This window comes from Hymenobacter telluris (genome assembly GCF_017313265.1).
GTDB lineage: Bacteria > Bacteroidota > Bacteroidia > Cytophagales > Hymenobacteraceae > Hymenobacter > Hymenobacter telluris.
In genome coordinates, this window is the sequence record NZ_JAFLQZ010000006.1 from 259,164 (window position 1) to 280,856 (window position 21,693).

Annotated in this window: 19 protein-coding genes; 13 read left to right on the forward strand and 6 right to left on the reverse strand. The window is 59.6% G+C overall.

What is annotated here, in order from left to right:
• Nucleotides 1–121: 121 nt before the first annotated feature.
• Nucleotides 122–2,803, reverse strand: a complete 2,682-nt coding sequence (alaS, locus tag J0X19_RS12045) for an alanine--tRNA ligase (protein WP_206984605.1) — start codon at nucleotides 2,801–2,803, stop codon at nucleotides 122–124.
• 287 nt (nucleotides 2,804–3,090) lie between these two features.
• On the opposite strand from alaS, the gene J0X19_RS12050 reads away from it, so the two are divergent.
• From J0X19_RS12050 to J0X19_RS12065, 4 genes are all read left to right on the forward strand, one after another.
• Nucleotides 3,091–4,182, forward strand: a complete 1,092-nt coding sequence (locus J0X19_RS12050) for a glycoside hydrolase family 53 protein (RefSeq protein ID WP_206984606.1) — start codon at nucleotides 3,091–3,093, stop codon at nucleotides 4,180–4,182.
• Between the two features lie 99 nt (nucleotides 4,183–4,281).
• Nucleotides 4,282–4,638: a MerR family transcriptional regulator gene (locus J0X19_RS12055; protein ID WP_206984607.1), complete on the forward strand. Its 357-nt coding sequence runs from the start codon at nucleotides 4,282–4,284 to the stop codon at nucleotides 4,636–4,638.
• A gap of 167 nt (nucleotides 4,639–4,805) precedes the next feature.
• Nucleotides 4,806–5,930 (forward strand): DNA-processing protein DprA, encoded by a 1,125-nt coding sequence (gene dprA, locus J0X19_RS12060; RefSeq protein ID WP_206984608.1) that lies wholly within the window; start codon nucleotides 4,806–4,808, stop codon nucleotides 5,928–5,930.
• Between the two features lie 116 nt (nucleotides 5,931–6,046).
• On the forward strand, nucleotides 6,047–6,880 hold the full coding sequence (locus J0X19_RS12065; protein WP_206984609.1) for an aminotransferase class IV: 834 nt from the start codon (nucleotides 6,047–6,049) through the stop codon (nucleotides 6,878–6,880).
• Between the two features lie 42 nt (nucleotides 6,881–6,922).
• Here J0X19_RS12065 and J0X19_RS12070 read toward each other — a convergent pair whose 3' ends face one another.
• From J0X19_RS12070 to J0X19_RS12090, 5 genes are all read right to left on the reverse strand, one after another.
• Nucleotides 6,923–7,129: a hypothetical protein gene (locus J0X19_RS12070; protein WP_206984610.1), complete on the reverse strand. Its 207-nt coding sequence runs from the start codon at nucleotides 7,127–7,129 to the stop codon at nucleotides 6,923–6,925.
• A 180-nt stretch (nucleotides 7,130–7,309) separates the two neighbouring features.
• Nucleotides 7,310–8,104 (reverse strand): thymidylate synthase, encoded by a 795-nt coding sequence (locus tag J0X19_RS12075; RefSeq protein WP_206984611.1) that lies wholly within the window; start codon nucleotides 8,102–8,104, stop codon nucleotides 7,310–7,312.
• A gap of 147 nt (nucleotides 8,105–8,251) precedes the next feature.
• Nucleotides 8,252–8,548: a TIGR03643 family protein gene (locus J0X19_RS12080; RefSeq protein WP_206984612.1), complete on the reverse strand. Its 297-nt coding sequence runs from the start codon at nucleotides 8,546–8,548 to the stop codon at nucleotides 8,252–8,254.
• Between the two features lie 185 nt (nucleotides 8,549–8,733).
• Nucleotides 8,734–9,852, reverse strand: coding sequence for a type I restriction endonuclease (locus tag J0X19_RS12085; protein WP_206984613.1), 1,119 nt, complete (start codon nucleotides 9,850–9,852; stop codon nucleotides 8,734–8,736).
• A 127-nt stretch (nucleotides 9,853–9,979) separates the two neighbouring features.
• Nucleotides 9,980–10,201 (reverse strand): hypothetical protein, encoded by a 222-nt coding sequence (locus tag J0X19_RS12090; RefSeq protein WP_022824966.1) that lies wholly within the window; start codon nucleotides 10,199–10,201, stop codon nucleotides 9,980–9,982.
• Between the two features lie 191 nt (nucleotides 10,202–10,392).
• Between J0X19_RS12090 and J0X19_RS12095 the strand changes: the two genes are divergently transcribed.
• The 9 genes from J0X19_RS12095 to J0X19_RS12135 all read left to right on the forward strand — a co-directional run bounded on the left by J0X19_RS12095 (nucleotide 10,393) and on the right by J0X19_RS12135 (nucleotide 21,693).
• Entirely contained in the window at nucleotides 10,393–12,693 is a 2,301-nt protein-coding gene (locus tag J0X19_RS12095; RefSeq protein ID WP_206984614.1) for an efflux RND transporter permease subunit, read from the forward strand.
• Between the two features lie 75 nt (nucleotides 12,694–12,768).
• Entirely contained in the window at nucleotides 12,769–13,341 is a 573-nt protein-coding gene (locus J0X19_RS12100) for a hypothetical protein (RefSeq protein ID WP_206984615.1), read from the forward strand.
• Between the two features lie 169 nt (nucleotides 13,342–13,510).
• Nucleotides 13,511–13,861 carry a hypothetical protein gene (locus tag J0X19_RS12105; RefSeq protein ID WP_206984616.1) on the forward strand — a complete coding sequence of 117 codons (351 nt, stop codon included), beginning with the start codon at nucleotides 13,511–13,513 and terminating at the stop codon, nucleotides 13,859–13,861.
• Nucleotides 13,828–15,294 (forward strand): SWIM zinc finger family protein, encoded by a 1,467-nt coding sequence (locus tag J0X19_RS12110; protein WP_206984617.1) that lies wholly within the window; start codon nucleotides 13,828–13,830, stop codon nucleotides 15,292–15,294. Before J0X19_RS12105 ends, J0X19_RS12110 begins: the two co-directional genes overlap by 34 nt.
• A 36-nt stretch (nucleotides 15,295–15,330) precedes the next feature.
• The gene (locus tag J0X19_RS12115) at nucleotides 15,331–16,965 is read left to right on the forward strand and encodes a DUF5691 domain-containing protein (RefSeq protein ID WP_206984618.1); all 1,635 of its coding nucleotides are present in this window, start codon (nucleotides 15,331–15,333) and stop codon (nucleotides 16,963–16,965) included.
• Between the two features lie 190 nt (nucleotides 16,966–17,155).
• Complete coding sequence (locus J0X19_RS12120; RefSeq protein ID WP_206984619.1) at nucleotides 17,156–18,253, forward strand: ATP-binding protein; 1,098 nt, start codon at nucleotides 17,156–17,158, stop codon at nucleotides 18,251–18,253.
• Between the two features lie 77 nt (nucleotides 18,254–18,330).
• The gene (locus J0X19_RS12125) at nucleotides 18,331–18,924 is read left to right on the forward strand and encodes a hypothetical protein (RefSeq protein ID WP_206984620.1); all 594 of its coding nucleotides are present in this window, start codon (nucleotides 18,331–18,333) and stop codon (nucleotides 18,922–18,924) included.
• Between the two features lie 9 nt (nucleotides 18,925–18,933).
• The gene (locus J0X19_RS12130; RefSeq protein ID WP_206984621.1) at nucleotides 18,934–19,317 is read left to right on the forward strand and encodes a hypothetical protein; all 384 of its coding nucleotides are present in this window, start codon (nucleotides 18,934–18,936) and stop codon (nucleotides 19,315–19,317) included.
• A gap of 6 nt (nucleotides 19,318–19,323) precedes the next feature.
• Nucleotides 19,324–21,693: a DUF5682 family protein gene (locus tag J0X19_RS12135; protein ID WP_206984622.1), complete on the forward strand. Its 2,370-nt coding sequence runs from the start codon at nucleotides 19,324–19,326 to the stop codon at nucleotides 21,691–21,693.

The following is a 21,693-nucleotide window of genomic DNA, read 5'->3' on the forward strand; positions in this document are numbered from 1 at the left end:
TCATGCTCCGACCAACTTAGCTTGGCACGCTTTTCCACCCGAATACACTCTAAATGCCAACAACCAAGAAGCCCGGCTGCGCCATATGCAGCCGGGCTTCTTGGTTGTTGGTGCTGTTATTTTACAACGATTTAGCTACCAGTTCCTCTGCCTTACTAATAGCCGCGCCCAAACCGGCCACGTTCTTGCCGCCGGCCGTAGCGAAGAACGGCTGGCCGCCGCCGCCGCCCTGGATTTCCTTAGCCAATTCGCGCACCAGCGTGCTGGCGTTGAGCTTACCGGCTTTGGCTAGCTCATCATCTAGCATCACGGCTAACTGGGGCTTGCCCTCGATTTCGGCTCCGAGCACAGCTACCAGGTTGGGCACCGCCTGACGGAGGTTGAAGGCCAGGGTTTTGAGGCCATCGGCCGACGTAACCTGCACCTGCGCGGCCAGGAAGTTGATGCCATGCAAGGGCTTCACCTGACCGGCTAGCTGCTCTTTCTGCTGGTTGATGCTCTGCTGCGCGAACTGCTCGATCTGCTTGCGCAAACCGGCGGTTTCTTCGCTCAGCTTCTCGATGCTGGTGAGCAGCTGCTGCGGGTTGCCGAGCGCCTCACGCACCTGAGCTAGCAGGTCGAGCTGCTGGTTCACGTAGCTTTCGGCCGCCTCAGCGGTTACAGCCTCAATGCGGCGCACACCGGCGCCCACGGCGCTTTCGGCCGTGATGCGGAAGTAGCCGATGTCGCCGGTGGTGCGCACGTGGGTGCCGCCGCACAGCTCCACTGAGAAGTCCCGGTCGAAGGTGATAACGCGCACGAACTCGCCGTACTTCTCGCCGAATAGTGCCGTAGCGCCCAGGTTTTTGGCCTCGGCAATGGGCACGTTGCGGCGCTCATCGAGCGGGATTTGCTGGCGGATTTTCTCGTTCACGATGGTTTCCACCTGCCGCAACTGGTCGTCGGTTACTTTGGTGAAGTGCGAGAAGTCAAAGCGCAGCAGTTTCTCGTTTACCAGGGAGCCTTTCTGGGCCACGTGCGCGCCTACCACGTCGCGGAGGGCGGCTTGCAGCAGGTGCGTAGCGGTGTGGTTACGCTGAATCTGGGCGCGGCGGGCGTGGTCGTAGCGGGCCGTAAACTCGGCGTCGAGGTCCTGCGGCAGCTCCAGCAGCGTGTGTACAATGAGGTCGTTTTCCTTCTTGGTGTCCAGCACGCGCACTTTGCTCAGCGGCGACTCCAGGTAACCGGTGTCGCCAATCTGGCCGCCCTGCTCGGCGTAGAACGGCGTCTGGTCGAGCACCACTTGGTATTCGGTTTTGCCTTTGCGGTCGGTGCGGCGGTAGCGTAGGATGCGGGCCGGCGCCTCGTCCTGGTCGTAGCCCACGAAAGCCGGCTGCTCCTCCGATTCCTTTACAATGGTCCAGTCGCTCTGCTCGGCTTCCTGGGCGTTGCGGCTGCGGTTTTTCTGGGCTTCCAGTTCCTTTTTGAATCCTTCCTCGTCTATCGTCAAGCCTTTTTCACGAGCAATCAGAGCGGTGAGGTCGAGCGGAAAACCGAAGGTATCGGAGAGTTCGAAAGCCGTTTTGCCGTCGATACGGTTGCCGTTGGCTTTGGCGGTTTCTTCGAGGGCATCAAGGCGGCGCAAACCGGTTTCCAGGGTTTTCAGGAAGGCTATTTCCTCTTCCTCAATCACGCGCTGCACGAACTGCTGCTGTGCTTTCAACTCGGGGAAGATGGTACGCATCTGGTCGGCCAGCACGGGCACCAGCTTGTAGAGGAACGGCTGCTTCTGGTTCAGCGACGAGAAGGCATAGCGCACCGCTCGGCGCAAAATGCGGCGGATGACGTAGCCAGCTTTCACGTTGCTCGGCAGCTGACCATCGGCAATGGTGAAGCTGATGGTCCGGATGTGGTCGGCAATGACCCGGATGGCAATGTCGGTTTTCTCGTTTTCGGTGGCGGGCTGGTCGTTCACCGTGGCCGGTGCGGTGCCGTGGTATTTCAGGCCCACTTCCTTGGCAATGAACTGAATAAGCGGCTGGAATACGTCGGTGTCGTAGTTGGACTTCACGCCCGACACGGCCATCATCAACCGCTCGAAGCCCATGCCGGTGTCCACGTTCTGCTGCGGCAGTTTCAGCAGCGACTTATCGGCGCGGCGCTCGAACTCCATGAACACGTTGTTCCAGATTTCCACCACTTGCGGGTGGTCGGCATTCACCAGTTCCCGGCCGGATTTAGCGGCTACTTCCGCGTCGTCGCGCAGGTCGATGTGGATTTCGGTGCAGGGGCCGCAGGGGCCGGTGTCACCCATCTCCCAGAAGTTGTCCTTCTTGTTGCCGGGCAGAATGCGTTCCTCGGCTACGTACTGCCGCCACAGGTCTTGGGTTTCGGTATCGGGGCCGAGGCCGTCGCCTTTGTCGCCCTCGAAATAGGTGACGTAGAGCCGGTCTTTGGGCAGCTTGAACACGTCGGTGAGCAGTTCCCAGGCCCAGGCAATGGCGTCTTTCTTGAAGTAGTCGCCAAACGACCAGTTGCCGAGCATCTCGAACATGGTGTGGTGGTAGGTGTCGTAGCCTACTTCCTCCAGGTCGTTGTGCTTGCCCGACACGCGCAGGCACTTTTGGGTGTCAGCAATACGCTTGAAGGGCGCGGGCTTATTGCCGAGGAAGTAATCCTTGAACGGGGCCATGCCCGAGTTGATGAACAGCAGCGTGGGGTCGTCTTTCACCACAATAGGCGCCGAGGGCACAATGTGGTGGCCTTTGGAAGCAAAGAAATCCAGGAATTGCTGGCGGACGTGACTGGCGGTGGGCAGTGACATGAGGGAGATATAAGGAAGCGCCGCAACCACGGCGGCGGCAATTTTAGCTATTTTGCCGCATCAGAAACCCAACTGATTTGGGCTGAAAGGCAATTCCTGCAAATGTAGCCACTTCGCCCGGAAGTCGAAGCAGTGCGTATTTTGGCAATTGTATTACGTGAAAACCCAGAACGTCATGCGGAGCTGGCCGAAGCATCTCTACCACTAGCTAATTTCATTCAACGAAGGGGTAGAGATGCTTCCACTCCGCTCCGCATGACGGTCCGGCAACTTTCTAAACAGGTTCGATGAAACCATTTACTCCATTGCAGCAGCCTACCCTCTTTTTTCAGCCGCTCATCCTGCTGTTCCTGCTTTTATGCGCAGCTTCCGCGGCGGAGGCGCAGGCCGTGAAGCCGCCGCAACCAACCAAGCAAGACGCCAGCCTGGGCGGCCCTCGCAAGAAAATTGGCAAGATGCTGGGGGCTGATATTTCGTTTCTGCCGCAGTTGGAGGCGCGGAGCGTGAAGTTCTCCGACAAAGGCCAGCCGAAGGATGCCATCCAGATTCTCAAGGACCACGGCTTTAACTACGTGCGGCTGCGGCTGTTCAATAACCCGGCGGCCGACAGCGGCTACTCCCCGAAAAAAGGTTTCTGCGACTTGCCCCATACCCTGCAAATGGCCGCCCGCACTAAAAAAGCCGGCCTCAAGCTCCTGCTCGATTTCCACTACAGCGACACCTGGGCCGACCCGCAGAAGCAGTTCAAGCCCGAAGCCTGGAAAGAGTTGCACGGCGCCCAGCTTGCCCAAACCCTGCACGACTACACCCGCGACGTGCTGCTGGCCCTCAAGGCCCAGGGCACCCCGCCCGATATGGTGCAGGTCGGCAACGAAATCAACCACGGCCTGCTCTGGCCCGACGGCGACGTGCACAGCGCCGACAGCGTAGCCAAACTCGACAACTTGGCAATGCTGCTAAAAGCCAGCGTGGCGGCCGTGCGCGAAACCGCCCCCAAGAGCATCGTGATGCTGCATATTGCGCTGGGTGGCCAGAACGAGCAGTCGAGGTACTGGCTGGATAACATGTTTGCCCGCGGCGTCACCTGCGACGTTATCGGGCAGTCGTACTACCCCAAATGGCACCGCACGCTGCCCGAGTTGCAGCAGAACCTCACCGATTTGGCGGCCCGCTACCCGCAGGACATTGTGGTGGTGGAATACTCGGAGCGCAAACGCGAGGTAAACGACATTGCTTTCACCCTGCCTAATGGCAAAGGCAAAGGCACGTTTATCTGGGAGCCGCTCAACACCTGGGAGCAGATATTCGACAAGCAGGGCCAAGCCAACGAGTTGCTGCCGGTGTATGATGAAATAAGTGAAAAGTATAAGCTCAACTAATTTAGCCCGCGCTTTAGTGGAACAGGTGTTTGGTTCCGCTTTATCTTCGGGCAGTATTTTCAGCGCCTTCGCTCAACCGGGGTGCTCCTCCTACCCGTTATGCCATACAAAGAGCGCGACATCGAAAAGCAATATTTCACTATCGGCGAAGTAGCCGCGCAGTTCAACGTGGCGCCGTCGCTGATTCGCTTCTGGGAAACCGAGTTCGAGGAACTGCGCCCGCGCAAAAGCAAGAAAGGCAACCGCCTCTACACGCCCCAGGACATCGACATTTTCCGCACCATCTACCACCTGGTGAAGGAGCGCGGCTACACCATTCCCGGCGCCCGCGAGATGATTCGGCAGAAAGGGCCCCAGCTCAAAGAGAAAATCGACGTGATTCAGAGCCTGGAAAAAGTACGTAAGTTTCTGATTACGATGAAGAAGGAACTGGACACGATTGGTAAGGCGGAGTAACCTCACCCCCTAACCCCCTCTCCAAAAGAGAGGGGGAACTAGCTCTAGTTTATTAGTTTATAAAAACCTACCCTTTTCCCTTTCATAAAAACTAGCTTTAAGTGCTAGAACACTAAAAGCTAGTCCCCCTCTCTTTTGGAGAGGGGTTAGGGGGTGAGGTTCGCCATATGCACGATACAGACACCCTACTCTACGAAGTCGCGCTTACCCTCTTTCCTAACATCGGCCCGCAGATGACGCGGCAGCTGATGAGCTACGGCGGCTCGGCCCGTAACGTGCTGCACCTGCCGCCGGGCAAGCTGCGCAAGGTGCCAGGCGTGGGGCCGGCCACGGTGGCTATCCTGACCGGTGCCGACCGCACCGCCGCCCTGAATCAGGCCGAAAGCATCGTGCGAAAAGCGGAAAAAGACGGTGTGCAGGTGCTGTTCTACACCAGCAAGCAGTTCCCGGCGCGCCTCAAGCAGATTGCCGATGCCCCCGCCCTGCTCTATTATCAAGGCACCGCCGACCTCAACCAGCCCAAAACCCTGGCTATAGTGGGCACCCGCAAAGCCACCGACTACGGCCGCGAGCAAACCGAGCGGCTGGTACAGGGCGTAGTGCAGCACTGCCCGCTGATAATAAGTGGCCTGGCCTACGGTATTGATATTGCCGCCCACCGGGCGGCCTTGCAGGAAGGGTTGGAAACAGTGGGCGTTATGGCTACGGGGCTGGATGTGCTCTACCCGGCGGTCCACCGCAAAACCGCCGAGAAGATGCTCACCCAAGGCGGCCTGCTCACCGAGTTTCCCTTCGGTACCCAGCCCGACAAGTATAACTTCCCCTCGCGGAACCGGATTATTGCGGGCCTTTCGGATGGGACGGTGGTAGTGGAAGCGGCCCGAAAAGGCGGCGCGCTCATCACCGCCGACCTGGCCCTGGGCTACGACCGGGACGTGCTGGCCGTGCCCGGCCCGCTGGGCTCGGCGGCTTCCGAGGGCTGCCACGAGCTGATTAAGGCCAACCGCGCGGCGCTGTACTCCGAGCCCCAGGACCTGGAGCAATTGCTGAACTGGGACGCCGCCCTGCACCTCAACGGCAAGTTCAAAGGCCCTCCCACTTACAACCCCGATGATTTCACGCCCGCCGAATTCAGCGTAATTGAAGCGCTGCAAGCCACCAGAGAGGAGCACATCGACAATCTGGCTTGGAAAACGCAAGTGCCCATGCACCAGATGGCGTCTCTGTTGCTTGGGCTGGAATTTCGGAACGTAGTGAAGGCGCTACCCGGCAAGCGGTTTAGCTTGATCTGAAGCATCTGCTCGGAATTGGCGCCCCGGATGAACAGTTGCCGGTTTGCGGCTGTTGTACCGTACCCGAACTGCGGCCCGAAGTTCCCCCTACCCTCACCCACCTATTAGCCTCACGCATGCTTCTTTACAATGGTCAGTTGCTGTTTGAAGAGGACTTTGCGCTAACGCTACCGAACCGGGGCCTGTTTTTCAACGACGGTTTTTTCGAGACACTGGTATGGGCTGAAGCGGGCATCCGGTACCTGCCGCACCACTTCACCCGGCTGCAACGCGCCGCCGATGCCTTAGGGCTGCTACTACCGCCCGAGCTGGCAACGGCAGAAAGCCTAACCCAGACGCTGCATAAGCTAGTAGCTGAAACCCAGAAGCCCCAAAGCAACGCCGCTTACCGCATACGGCTGCAAGTGTGGCGCGGCGGCGGCGGCCTGTACGCGCCCGACACCACCGCCTGCAACTGGCTGGCAACCAGCCGCCCCTTTCACTCTAACGATACCCCGGTGCTTGCGGCCGGGTTTGCCGAAACCGTGCGGACGCACTTCTCGCCGGTTTCGTTCTGCAAAGGCCCTAATAGCCTAACCTACGTGCTGGCCGCGCGCGAACGAACCCAGCGTAGCCTTGACGAGTTGCTGCTGCTCGACGCGGCTGGCCACGTGGCGGAAAGCGTAGCTGCCGCTGTATTCTGGATCAGCGAAGGTCATTTATACACTCCCGCACTTACTACAGGATGCGTGGCAGGAGTCCGGCGGGCTCATCTGCTGGCCGTAGCCCGGCAACACCAAGTTCCGGTTGCTGAAGTGCTGGCCCTCCCAACGGCGCTAGAAGCCGCTGAAGTAGTATTTACGGCTAATGTGGCCGGTATTCGGGTGGTGCAACAACTGGCCACTACTGCGCTAGCGCCGGAGCACCTGCTTCTAATGCAGCTTCGGGCGTGGGAAGCACAACTCAACTAGCGCCTCAGCGCTTTTTTGCGGTTTGGGTGGCTATACGCCGGACTATTGTTCAGTAGGCCGACAACGCAGTTTCAGCCAGCTATCCTCGAATTCTGCTAAATCCTGTTCGGTTACGTTGTTCGCCCACAACACGTACTGTTGATTGTAATTACGGTTGTAATGACGGTTATCAAGAGAGTACAAGGCAATCCAGGCACGGTCGCGGCGTGAGAGTGGGCTGGCGGGCATAGTAGCAATAGCGTGATTCATGCCCTAAGCTACGTAGTTATAATCATATTTGGATTTTTACTTTATAATTTAATTATAACAAGAAGTTGCATTTCATCTAACCTCCTGCTTCTGAGCTTACTCTTAGCTCATTGCATAGCACAAAAAAGCCCACTAATCTCACTTAGCGGGCTTCTTACTATAACTAGATACAGTACGAACTTACACGGCCACCGGCGCCTTAATAGCGGGCCACGGCTCGTAGTTCTCCAACTGGAAATCGTTGATTTGGAATTCGAAAATATCTTTCACTTCGGGGTTCAGGCGCATCTGTGGTAGCGGATGCGGCTTGCGGGTGAGTTGCAGGCGCGCCTGCTCTAAGTGGTTGCTGTAGAGGTGGGTGTCGCCGCCGGTCCAGATGAACTCGCCGGGTTGCAGGCCCGTTACCTGGGCCATCATGAGGGTGAGTAGAGCATAGCTGGCAATGTTGAACGGCACGCCCAGGAACACGTCGGCGGAGCGCTGGTAGAGCTGGCAGCTCAGCCGCCCCTCGGCCACGTAGAACTGGAACAGCGCGTGGCAGGGCGTGAGGCGCATCTGCGGAAGGTCGGCCACGTTCCAGGCCGATACTACCATGCGGCGCGAATCGGGCTGGGTGCGGAGCAGGCGCACCATTTCCGCAATCTGGTCGATGCTCTGGCCGTCGGGGGCTTGCCAACTGCGCCACTGCTGGCCGTAGATGGGGCCGAGGCTACCGTCGGCATCGGCCCACTCCCGCCAGATTTTCACGCCTACTTCTTCCAGCGAGTTGTTGTTGGTGTCGCCTTTCAGAAACCACAGCAGCTCGTGAATGATGCTTTTCAGGTGGGTTTTCTTGGTGGTTACCAGCGGAAAGCCCTCTTGCAGGTTGAAGCGCATCTGGTAGCCAAATACCGAGAGCGTACCGGTGCCGGTACGGTCGGTTTTTGCGGTGCCGTGGTCGAGAATATGCTGAACGAGGTTGAGGTATTGGCGCATGGAGGAAGAAAATTAATGGCAGGAGCTTCCGTTTGCAGCGAAATGGCGCAGACTGGTAGCAATCTTCAAAAATAGAAAAAGCCGCTCTGATGGAGCGGCTTTTCTTGTTACACAACTCAGCAGCGTCCGCAATAAACAGGCTGTGGCTTACCGCTTGCTGATTTTGTTCAGCGAGATGCTGCGCTGCTGGTTGGATTTGAAGTGCCGTGGCTCCTCGGCCTGTAGGGCGCGGTGCTTGGTACTGCGGCCACTCATGCGCTTGCGCCACATCTGAAACGAAGAAAGCTTCATTTCGCGCCGCATCAGGGCAATAACGTCTTTTTCAGCTAAGCCAAACTGCGCTTCAATGGCTTCAAACGGCGTGCGGTCTTCCCACCCCATTTCCATAATCCGGTCGATGTCGGCGGCTGACAGGTGTTCTAGGGGCGAAGGTTCGTGGTTCATGGGATGCTGGTTGTGAAGAGGGTGCCGGCAGTTTCTTTGCCCTCCGGTATACTTACAACAAACTCCCGGCGGCTTTGTCGGCTTTTCTGCTGCAAGTTTAGTATGGCATAACAACTCAGAGAAATGACATAGAACAGAAAAAGCCGGCCAGTTACGGACGGCTTTTCCACTACTTGGCTCATCAACTACACTGTTGGCGCCACAACTGGCTTTGTTTCATAGCGTTGCACAGCAACCCGGATGCGAGATGCTAAGCCATACAAATCATCAAGCGAACTAATATCAACCCTTTCTCCGCCTTCAGAATCAAATACCGTAACAAATTTTTTACTGCCGTTAAAATGCAAGCGGCATATTGGTTTGCGGTTATTGTCATCGAGCAGAATACCGCAGTATGACTGCACGTCGCGCATGACCACTCGATTCACAGGTACCATCTTGCGTAGAATAGCTCGCACAATCATAAAGCCTTCGGTTTCTTCCATTGTCGTTTCGATGCCTTTATCCGCTGGCTCAGAAATTGCCTGATTTGTAACTACTTCAGGCAGCGGGGCAGCAGGCACTTCGGGCACTAATAAGCTGCCACTGCTCGTATCCATCATGGCAGAACGTAGCCGCATAGTGATTTTGTCGTTTAGAAACTGATGAAACGACCGGTGCACCAAAGCGCTGAATTGTTCTTTCAGTTTGGGTGTCAGTACCCCATCGTACACCTGCTTAGAAACAAAGTGAATGAAGTCGGCGGAGGGCTGCGTAAACTGCTCATCAAAATACTTTTTGAAGGCCCGCATGTATTTAAGGTTGTAGGCCGCAAAAAGCATATCCTCCAGATTGAAAGATGTCTTGCCCAACTTCTTCAACTCTGCAACATCGTTTTCCTGAAAGTTGAACAAGTCGAATTCCATAAAAGGACGCTCATCCATCTTGTTGGGCTGTTCTAAATCAGTGAACAGTCGGTAGGTGATACCGTTGGTCAGGATGGCAATGCGAGCCTCAGTAACGTGGAAGTAGCGAAATAGCTGGCTGGCGTGGTTGATACTCAAGTCGCCACCTGCGTGCTTGCACTCAAATAAGATAATGGGCTTACCATCTCGCATGATGGCGTAGTCAATCTTCTCGCCCTTCTTAGTACCAATATCACAGACAAACTCAGGCACTACCTCTGTAGGGTCGAATACGTTGTAACCAAGCGCGTTGATAAACGGCATAATAAGCGCGTTTTTCGTGGCTTCCTCGGTCTGAACGTGAGCAAGTTGCTTTTGCGCTCTAGATGCTAGATTGGTCAACTGGTCAATAAGCTCCATATATAGTTTTTAAATTGTTTTTAGATTCTTAAATGTAGCTGCATTCAGCAAAAACGCAATAGCTTAGAAACAGAAAAGGCCGCCCTGTTTAAGGCGGCCTTTTTAGCTAAATACATATACGGGAAACTTACAGCGACTTCACAGCTGGGGCAGCGGCGGGAGCTGGGGTTACTGCGGCGGTTTTGGCGCCTTTCTTCATGCAGCAGGAGCTGCCCATAGCGGTTTTCTGAGCTTCCGAGCACTCCATTTTGGCGGAGCCTTTTTTGCCTTTCTTGGCGTCTTTGTCGCCGTGGGCAGAAGCAGTACCAACGAAGGCAAACAGGGCGAGGGCGAGCAGAGCGTTTTTCATGGAGTGGAAGTTGTAAGAAGGAAACAAAACGAGGAAAACGGCGGTTGGCTTGCGTGGGCCACCTACTGGCTCCAAGATAGTAAAAGTAGCGCGAAGCTCCAGCTTCGCGTGTTCCCAACCGTTCTTTGTTGCCACGATGCGCTGCTGCTCGTGCATCCTTACGCGAAGCAAAGGCTTCGCGCTACTTATTTATGCCGCTTCGCAAACTCAGTTACAGTGTGTTGCTCGCCCTGGCCGTGGTGTCGGGGCTGGCGTTGTTTTTCGTGGCGCAGCTACGGTTCAACTACAACTTCAACGACTTCTACCCCGCCGGCGACCCGGACCTGGACTATTACCAGCAGTACTCCGCCCGCTTCGGCAACGACAACGACTATGTGCTGCTGGGCCTGGAAGCCCCGGCCGGCCAGACCGTGTTCGAGCCCCGCTTCCTGACCCGCGTCGATTCGCTGACGCGCTTCATTCAGCGGCGGCGGCACGTCACGCAGGTATCCTCGCCGACGACGGCCACCAACCCGGTGGTGGAGGGCCTGGGCGTGTTCAACATCCCGTATCTGCGGCCCCAGGAGCCCAGCCGCCGCGCCCAGGATTCTGCCCTGGTGTACCGCACGCCGGGGCTGGTGGGCAACCTCATTTCCAAGGATGCGCGGGCCGTCACCATCCTGTTCCAGACCTCGCCCAACCTCAGCAAACCGCCCGGCGACTCGCTGCTGGCGGCGGTACGCACCGAGCTGGCCCGGCAGAACTTTCCGGAAAGCCAGTACCACATGGCCGGCAAAATGGTGGCCCAGTCGGTGTTCGTGGACCGGCTGCAAATGGAGCTGATGGTGTTTATGAGCCTGTCGGTGGTGCTCGTGACGGGGCTGCTCTGGCTCACGTTCCGGACGTGGTGGGGCGTGGTGCTGCCACTGGTGGTGGTGCTGGGCGCTATTCTATGGGGCCTGGGGCTGATGAGTGCCTGCGGCGTGAGCATTGATTTGATGACGGCCCTGCTGCCGGTGATGCTGTTTGTGGTGGGCATGTCGGATACCATCCACATTATCACGCGGTACGTCACGGAGCTGGGCTACGGGGCCAGCAAGAAGGATTCGTTGCTGATTGCGCTCAAGGAATCGGGGTTCGGCTCGGGGCTTTCGGCCCTGACAACCAGCATCGGCTTCTTCACCTTGATGACCAGCACCATCCGGCCGATTTACAACTTCGGGCTATTTACGGGCATTTCGGTGCTGCTGACGTTTGCGCTCAGCTTCACGCTGCTGCCGGCCATGCTGCTGCTTTTGCGCAAGCCGCAGCTGCGGGTGCCGCGCGAGCAGGGCCACAGCTGGGACGGCGTGCTGGGCAACTTGTTCCGGCGGGTGCTGGCGCGGCGGCAGTGGGTGGTAGCTATTAGCGCGCTGCTCCTGATTGGCTCGGTGGCCTCAGCTTCGCGCATTCGCATCAACTCGGCGCTGCTCGACGACCTTTCCAAGAACGACCCGGTGAAGCTGGATTTCCAGTTTTTCGAGCGGCAGTTTGCCGGTGTACGGCCCGTGGAGCTGGATTTGAAGCCGGCCGCCGGGCGCAGCATCTACGACTTGGCGGTGCTGCGCGAAACCGAGGAAATCGAAACCTACCTGACCAAGCAATTCGGGCTGAACTTTGTGGCCTCGCCGGTTACGCTAGTGAAATCGGTGCGCAAGGCCCTGAACGGCGGCTTGCTGAGCGAGTATCGCCTCCCCGATTCCGAGGCCGAATTGCGGCGCATCACCAGCAAAATCAAGCTATTCCGCAAGAAGCCGGAGTTTAAGGCCCTGGTGCTGCCCGATGGCACCGAGGGCCGCCTCACCGGCCGCATGCCCGACGTGGGCAGCATCCGGGCCGACAAGCTGAACGCCAGCTTCCGCGTGTTTCTGCGTGACAATATCGACCCGAACGTGCTGCAAACCCGCCTCACTGGCTCGGCCAACCTCATTGATAAAAACAACGAGAACCTGACCCTCAACATGATAACCGGCATGACCATCGACATTGTGATGGTGACGCTCATCGTGCTGGCCTTGTTCCGCAGTTTGCGCATGACGCTGGTAGTGCTGATTCCGAACCTGGTGCCCATCCTGATTGTGGCCGGCGTGATGGGGCTGGCGGGCGTGAGTATGAAGGTGAGTACCAGCATCATTTTCACCATTGCCTTCGGCATTGCCGTGGATGATACCATTCACTTTATCAGCAAGTTGAAGTTGACCTTGCTCAAGGAGCCCAACCTATTCAAGGCGGTGCGCCACACGTATTTGCTGGCCGGCAAGGCCGTCATTGTTACGTCGTTGATTCTGGTGGGCGGCTTCTCCACTCTGATTTTCTCTTCGTTTGATGGCACCTTTTACGTGGGCCTGCTTATCGGCCTCACGCTGCTGTTTGGGGTAGTAGCCGAGCTGACCTTACTGCCGATTCTGATTCTGGCTTTTTACCGGCACAAGCCTAAGGAAATCCGGCAGCCGGTACCGGCGCTGGGCGGGTGATTTTTTAGCCCGCAGAAGGCGCAGAACGTTCTGCGCCTTCTGCGGGAACCAACCATCTGCGCCATATTTGCGGCTATGAAACGACTCCTGCCTTTCCTGCTGCTCCTCACCTGCGCCGCCCAGGCCCAAACGCCCGCGCCAACTCCACCCGCCGACCCGTTGGCCCCACTCATTCAGCAACGGGAAGAGATGGTACGGCAGTACGAAGCCGCCAACGCCCAGCGCAACAGTTTGTTCGGCAACAAGCCCAGCAAGAAGGACCTGGAAGAAGTAGTAGCCGCGCTGAAAGGCATCATCCGCAAAGACACCGAAATTGTGCGCGCCGTGCAGGCCGAAACCCTGCGCCGTACCGCTGCCGTGCAAGCCGAAAATCAGCAGGTGAAGCAGCAGGTGACCGTAGCCCGCACCGACCAAAGCAGCACCCAGCAACGCTTCTACGACCTGCAAAACCAGATTACCAACCTGGAACTCCGCGACAAACAGCGCCAAAAGAAGCTCGTCGACCTCCAAGCCACCGCCGACGAAGCCGTTGCCGCCCGCTCCAGCCGCGACCTGCTGGCCGCCGGTTTGGCTGCCCTCAGTTTGGGATTGTTGGTGTACGTGGTGAAGCTGCGCAGCCAGAAACCAGCGGCTCGGCGGCGGAAGTGAAAGGAAATTTCCTGAACGGCTGTAGAGACGCGACACTTCGCGTCTCCCGCGTGCTGATGCTGTTTACAAAGGCGTGGTTCCAGTCGTTCAATGCCGAGACGCGAAGTGTCGCGTCTCTACAGCCGTTCTAGTTGCGAAGGATATCCCGCACCTTTTCTAACCTTCCGCCATGCTCATCCCTGCCGCCGACTACCTAACCTATGCCGAGGCGGTGGCGCTTTACAATGATTTAAGGGAGCAGGATATTATAGCGCTGGTGAAATCAGCGGGGCCGCCTACGTTTCCTTACGGGGAGGGCATGTACTACCAGCTCTGGATAGAGGAAACCGAGGCCGAAGCGGCGCGGGAAACGGTGGAAGCCTTTGAGGCTGAGCGCATCAGCCTGCGGGTACTGCGCTGCCCGAAGTGCAAGGCTCCTGACCCCGTGCCCAGCCCTAGTCCGGCGTGGTGGAAACGGCTGTTCTACGCGGGCACCGTCCTGCACAAATGCCCGAACTGCAACGCGGAATTTCCGGTCTGAACCACTACTTTGCCGGGGTCTACCGCTCCGCTTCGGCGGGCATAACCTCTGCCTCCTTGACCTGGACCGAAGAACAGGCCCGCGCCCTGATAACCGACTCCGGCACCCTGAAACGGGGCCTCGAACTAGCCGGCCCCGCCAAATGGAGCAACCTGGGCCAAACTGCCACCGCCGCCTGGGGCGAATGTAAAGGCAGCGGCTCCAAGCCCTACCAAACCAGCATCGACCTCACCGAGCCCGCCTTCAAGTGCTCCTGCCCGAGCCGGGTGTTTCCGTGCAAGCACGGCGCCGGCTTGCTGATACTGCTAGCCCGCCAGCCGCAGCTTTTCGGTGGTACGGTTCCCCCTGCTTGGCTGGAAGAATGGCTGGAAAAGCGCCAGCAAACCCAGGAAAAGAAAACCACCAAGGCTCCACCCAAAGCCCCCGCGCCCCGGCAAGTGCCGCCGGATTCGCTGGCCGCCCCGGACGCGGAAGCCGCCCCCGACGACACCTCTGGCGCCAAAGCCTCGCAGGCGCTGCACAAGCGGCTGGCCCGCATGAGGCAGGGCGCGGCGGAGCTGGAAGAATGGCTGCTGGACCTGGTGCGCGCCGGTACGGCCGTGGCCAAAAGCCAGCCGCGCAGCTACTGGGAAACACCCGCCGCCCGCCTCGTAGATAACCAGCTGCCGGGGCTGGCCAGCGTGGTGCGTGAGCTACCGGCCCTGTGCCACAGCGGCCCCGACTGGCCCGACCAGCTACTAACCCGCCTCGGGGAGCTGTATCTGTTGGTGGGCGCTTTCCAACGCCTCGACCATCAAACGCCCGAGGCCCGCGAGGAGATTTTGCAGCAGATTGGGGTCAACCTCAAGAAAGAAGACCTGCTCACCCGCCAACCCACCGTAACCGACGAATGGCAGGTAGTAGGCCTGTACACGGAAGAAGAAGAACGCCTGACGGTGCGCCGGGCCTGGCTGTGGGGCCGCCATACGGGCCGGTACGCCCTGGTGCTGGAATACGCTTTCGGTAACCAGCGCTTTGCTACTGCCTTGGTGCACAATGCGCTGTATAGTGGCGAGCTGGTGTTCTACCCTGGCCTGTTGGAGCTGCGGGCTATTCCGGTGACCCTCACTGTACTGAACCCCGCGCCACCCGACCTCGACCCACCCGGCCAAAGCCCCGCGCAGCTGCTCGATGCATACGCCACCGCCCTGGCCCGGCATCCGTGGCTACGGCAATGGCCCGCCACCCTCCACGACGTGCTGCCCACCTACCTCCCCACCGACGACGCGTGGGTGCTGCACCACGCCACCGAGCCGGTGGCGCTGCCCTTGCGCCTGGCGCCGGAAGTTGGGTGGCAGCTGCTGGCCGCCAGCGGCGGGCAACCGATGCGGGTGTTTGGCGAATGGAACGGCCGCACCTTGCACGTGCTGACCTACTTCGAGAGCACCCACTAAGCGGATACCACCACCTCAGAAAGCCCGAGCCGCGCCATGTCCAGTCCAACAACGACCTCCCTCCCGCAACCATCCTGGCCGCAGCTGCTCCGCGTGGCTCTGCTGGGCACGCGCCAAAGCGGGGAGCCCGTGCCCGCCGTATTCGACACCGCCACCGCCAGCACCGACGACCGGGAAAAGCAGCTGTTGCTAGCCGCTGGCACCCTGGCCTTGATGCGGCGCGCCGGCTACCAGCCCCCCGTGGTAGCAACCCCGGCGCCCGTGCCCGCCCTCCCCGACCCCGTGCCGCCCCTTGGCCCGCTCGGCACAACTTGTCTGCAACGCATGCTGCTGGACGCGCAGCACCCCGAGATGCTGCCCGAATATTTGCAGCAAATAGCCGCCGCCGGGCGCCGGGTGCCCGATTCGCTGCTGCCGTATTTGTTGCGCCATGCCGCTGGCTCCTCTGAAACGGTGGCGGTGCTGGCCCCGGTGGCCGGTACCCGCGGCCGGTGGCTGGCCGCCCTCAACCCCGCGTGGCACACGCTGCTAGCGGCCTCGTCTGCTTCCGGTGTCCTTGACCTGGAGCCTTGGGAAACCGGTACCCTGCCCACGCGCCGCACCTGGCTGCGCACCCGCTTCGAGCAGGACGCCGCTGCCGCCCGCGCTTTGTTGCTACCTGCTTTGCCCACCGAACCAGCCAAAGCGCAAGAAGCTTTCCTGAATATCCTGGCCGATTATCTGCACCCTGACACCGAACCCGTGCTGGAAACCCTGCTCCGGGCGCGGGGCCAGGAAGTGCGCCGCCAAGCCGCCGCGCTGCTGGTGCGGCTACCTGGTGCGGCGCTGGTGGAACGGCTGTGGGCGCGGGCCGCGCCGCTGCTGACCGTGAAGCGCGGCTTGTTGGGCCTGGGCAAAATCACCTTGGAAGTTACGCTGCCTACCACCTGGGACAAAAGCTGGCTAACCGATGGCATCGAAGAGAAAAACGACCAGTACGCCTACTATTCGGGTACCGGCAACCGGGCCACGCCGCTGGGCCCCAGCGCCATCCGGCTCGGCAACCTGCTGGCGCTGCTGCCTCCCGGCCGCTGGACCGCGCACTTAGGCGTTTCGGCCGATGACTTGCTGGCCGCGGCATTGGCTTCGGAATGGGTGGTGCCGCTGCTGCCGTGCTGGGCCATCAGCACGCTCACTCACCAGGACACCGATTTTGCAGCCGCCTTTCTGCACCTGTGGCTGCACCAGCGGCCGACGCTGCAAAAAAACCACGCTGACCGCAACATCGATTGGGCAGCCCTCACCGAACTACTGCCCGCCGCCACCCGGCAACAGCTCCTGCTAAAGCCCATGCTGCTGCGCGTCCGGCGCCAGGAACCCCGCTGGACCGACGACCTGCTGCAACTCCCCACGCCCTGGCCCCATGAGCTAACCACCGAAGTCCTGCAAAGCCTCAGCGCCAAGCTAGCCAACTCCGCCACCCTCGAACGGTTCCACTCCGACCTCTACCAGCTTACCTACTTTATCAGCCAGCACCTCGCCCCCGCCGTTGCGCCTGCTGATGCCCCTCTGGTGGAAACCACCTTGCTGGCCCTACCCGAAGTACACAGCACCTTCCAGAACAGCATCCACAACCTACTCGAAACCCTTCGTTTCCGCGCCGAGCTGGCTGCTTCGCTGGAAGAAAGATAAAAGCTAGTTCCCCTCCTTTTTTAAGGAGGGGTTAAGGGTGGTTCATCTAGAGCTAGAAAGCTAGCACCAGTTGTTGTTCTGACGGTTTTACCACCCCTAACCCCTCCTTAAAAAAGGAGGGGAACTAGCTCCCTAATCATTCTAGCTTTAGAGCTTCGCTTTCACCTTCTGTCACCTCACCTTATCCTATATGTCCGCCACGCCAACCGAGAACCTGCTCCGCCCGCACGCCGAAGTGCTATATGCCGAAGAACTAGCCGCGCTGGCTGCGGTTGACGACCGGCCCAAGCCCACCAACTGGCAACTCTCGCCATGGGCGGTGGTCACCTACCTGCTGGGCGGCAAGCTCGACAACGGGTTTGAAATCGAGCCGAAGTACATCGGGCAGCGGCGGCTGATGGAAATTGCCGTGGCCACCCTCGCCACCGACCGGGCGTTGCTGCTGCTGGGGGTGCCGGGCACGGCCAAAAGCTGGGTTTCCGAGCATCTGGTGGCGGCCATCAGCGGGCACTCCAACCTGCTGGTGCAAGGCACGGCGGGTACTTCCGAAGACGCCATCCGCTACTCCTGGAACTACGCCCGCCTGATTGCCGAAGGTCCGTCATTGGGTGCGTTGGTGCCCTCGCCGCTGTTTAAGGGCATGCAGGAAGGCAGCCTCGTGCGCCTCGAAGAACTCACCCGCATTCCTTCCGACGTGCAGGATACGCTCATCACTATGCTCTCGGAAAAGGTGCTGCCCATCCCCGAACTCGCCACCGAGGTGCAGGCCGCGCGCGGTTTCAACGTCATTGCCACCGCCAACGACCGGGATAAGGGCGTAAATGAGCTGAGCAGCGCCTTGCGCCGGCGCTTCAACACCGTGGTCTTGCCCCTCCCCACCGACCTGAGCGAGGAAGTGCGCATCGTGCAAACCCGCGTGGCCAAGCAGGGCAAGGCGCTCCAGTTACCGGTGGAAGCGCCTGCCGTCGAGCAAATCAACCGCCTCGTGACCATCTTCCGGGAGTTGCGCAGTGGCGTGACCGAGAACGGCAAAACCAAGCTCAAAAGCCCCAGCGGCACCCTGAGCACCGGCGAAGCCATATCCGTGATGAACAGCGGCCTGGCCCTGGCCGCCTACTTCGGCGACGGTAGCCTCCGCGCCCACGACCTAGCCGCCGGCCTCACCGGCGCCGTGGTGAAAGACCCCGTGCAGGACCGCACCGTCTGGCTGGAATACCTGGAAACCGTAGTGAAAGAGCGCGACGGCTGGAAAGATTTGTACCGCGCCTGCCGGGAGGTGGTGGAGTAGAATTCACTGATTCGCCCGGCCGTCATGCTGAGTGCAACGAAGCATCTCGCTCGCATTTTCACTCTTCTTCTTACGCAATGCAATTCTTACGCACCAATAAAAATCTACTTCCACTTGTTCTGCTGGCAGTAGTTAGTGTGTACACTGTTCTTCAGGTACTAACTGTACCCGTTTACCAAGATGGAGAAGCCTATCAGCGGGCTTTTACACTCGCGCACTATGGTGCCTTTGTGGCACTACTGCTGAACTTGTTGGCGTACTTCTTTCGGCGCCAACTTTTTAAGCCCCTGCTGTTGCTGACACTGGCACTAACACTGCTAGGCATTATCAATTTCTTGCCGGATTCCGTCAAATTCAATTTTGGTTTTGGCGACGTTGGAGTAGGTTTTTCTATCCTAGGCTTGTCTTTAGTGCTTCTGTACTATTTCCTGAATAAACCAGCCGCTCATGCTTTCATCAACCAGCATATTATTCCTACGCCGACGCCCGAGAAAGCCAGCCAGCGGCGCCGGGAAAGCATCGACCAGTTCAAAAAAACTTTTGCCCGCAAGTCAGATGAGCACTTACTCCTGATGCTGCAAGGAAGAAAAGTTGTTGCTGCTGCCCTAGTGGCCGCGCAGGAACTATTGCAGGAGCGGCAGGCAACCACAGCAGGAAATTCCGCGGGTTAATTTTTTACTATGAGTGAGGATTCTTCTTACTGGACGGCCGTTGCCAACGTGGTTGCGGAGCGCCCCTATGGGCCAGGCGGCTTGGAAACTCGCAGCGGAACCAAGCATTTTCAGCCCGGGGCTAAAGTTTACATCATTGACTGGTTTCCAGGCATGTGTGACGCAGTGACGGTCATTGGGCACCACCGCAAGTCTCACCAGCTTATGAAGCTAGTGATGCGCGTAAACACGCTAGAGCAGTTTCGTCCGAAGGTCTGCTACTCCCCGGCGGTCCACAGCTTGATTGCAGAGCATTTTGCCACTGAAGGTGGTCCACACCGACTGACCAAGGAGTTTGCCGAATACTTATGTGAGGTTTTACCAACCTGGAAGACCCCTCAGCAACATCCGTAGATACTCATGCCCACGCCTGACCTCCGCCTTTTCGGTATCCGCCACCACGGCCCCGGCAGTGCCGCCAGCCTGCGCCACGCCCTCGACGAGTTCCGGCCCGACATCGTGCTGCTGGAATGCCCCGCCGATGGCGAAGCCGCCGTGCAAACCATCATTCAGCACCCCGATCTGCGGATGCCGGTGGCGCTGCTGCTCTACAATCCCAAGCAGTACCAGCAGGCCTCGTTTCTGCCCTTCGCCACGTTCTCGCCCGAAACGCAGGTGCTCCGCTACTGCCACGAGCACGGCGCCCACCTGCGCTGCATGGATTTGCCGGCCGCGCTGCGGTTTGCCCTGCCGGATGCTGTGGAAGACGTGCCGGCGGGAACCTCACCCCCTAGCCCCCTCTCCCCAGGAGAGGGGGAACTAGCTACTAGTACTCCTTCCAGGGAAGAAACAGAACCAGCAGTAGAAATAGAGCTAGAAAATCAGCTGGAAACTAGTTCCCCCTCTCTTTTGGAGAGGGGGCTAGGGGGTGAGGTCCGCCGCGACCCTATTTCCTACCTCGCTGAGCTGGATGGCTACGACGACGGGGAACGGTGGTGGGAATTGCGCTTCGAGCACCACGCCGGCCACGCCGATACGTTTGGGGCAGTGCTGAACATGATGACGGCGTTGCGGGAGGAACTGGCCCTGCCGGAAAGCGAGGAAACCTTGCTCCGCGAAGCTTTCATGCGCGAAACCCTACGCAACACGCTCAAGCAGGGCTACCAGCGCGTGGCCGTGGTCTGCGGGGCCTGGCACGCGCCCGTGCTGCACCCCGACCTGCTCAAGCGTGAAGACAAAGCTTTGCTCAAAGGCCTGAAGAAAGTACCCATTGAAGCCACCTGGATTCCGTGGACCTACGAGCGGCTCTCCTACAGCTCCGGCTATGGGGCGGGCGTGTTGTCGCCGGCCTGGTACGAGCTGCTGTTTACCGAGCCACATACCGAGGTGGTAACGCACTGGATGGTGCGGGCGGCGCGGCTGTTGCGCGGGCAGGATCTGGATGCCTCGTCGGCGCATGCCATTGAGGGCGTGCGGCTGGCCGAGACGCTGGCCGCCGTGCGGGGCCGGGCGCTGCCGGGTATCGAGGAGTTGCAGGAAGCGGCCGTGGCTATATTGGGTGGCGGCTACGAGGAAGCACTGAGTTTGGTACACCGCGAGTTGGTGATTGGGGTGCGCCTGGGCGAAGTGCCCGCCGAGCTGCCCGCCACGCCCTTGCAGCAGGACCTCACGCAGCAGCAGCGCCTCACCCGCCTCAAGCCCGAAGCCGCCACCCGCACCCTCGACCTGGATTTGCGCAAGGAGTTGGACCTCAGCCGCAGCCACCTGCTGCACCGCCTGCGCCTGTTGGAGGTGCCCTGGGGCCAGCCGCGCCGGGCGCAAGGCAAAGCCGGTACGTTCCACGAAATCTGGGAGCTACAATGGCAGCCCGATTACGCCTTGCACGTACTCGACGCCGGTCGGTGGGGCAATACCATTCTGGATGCCGCCGTGGGCCGCGCCCGCCAGCGCGCCAGCGAAGCTCCCGACCTGGAAACCGTGAGCAAGCTGCTGGAAGAAGCCCTGCAAGCCGAACTTGGTCCCGCCATAGCCGCCCTGGTAGCGCGCCTGGAAACCCTCTCGGCCGGCACCCGCGACGTAACGCATCTGCTGGCGGCTCTGCCGCCGCTGGTGAACGTGCTGCGCTACGGCAACGTGCGCCGCACCGAAACCGCTCAGGTGGCGCAGGTGGTGCACCACTTGGTGCCGCGCCTCTGCATCGGGCTGCCCCAGGCCTGCACCGGCCTCGACTACGACGCGGCCCGCCAGATTTTGCCTCGCATCGAAGGCACCCACCAAGCCATCCGGCTGCTTCAGGATACCGCGCAGGAAGTGGACTGGTACGACGCCCTGGCCGTGGTGTTGCGCAATCCCGCCAGTTCGGGTTTGCTAGCCGGTGCGGCGGGGCGCTTGCTGTTTGATGCCCACCAGCTTTCCTCGGAAGACGCCGGCACCGCCCTCGGCCTGGCCCTGGCTCCTGCCCAACCCACCGCCTACGCCACCGCCTGGATTGAAGGCTTCCTCAGCGGCAGCGGCCAGCTCTTACTTCACCATCGTCCCCTGTTCGACCTGCTCGACCAGTGGCTTGGTGAGCTACACGAAGACACCTTCCGCGAAATCGTGCCCCTGCTGCGCCGCGCCTTCACCGACTTCAGCCAGCCGGAGCGCCGCCAAGTACTGGAACTGGCTGTGCAAAGTGGCAAGCCCGTGGCTGCGCTGGCCGTGGCCGAGGATTTCGACCTGGAACGGGGCCAACGGGTGCTGCCGGTGCTGCGGGAGTTGCTGGGATTTGTCGAGCCGGCAGCTGTTTAG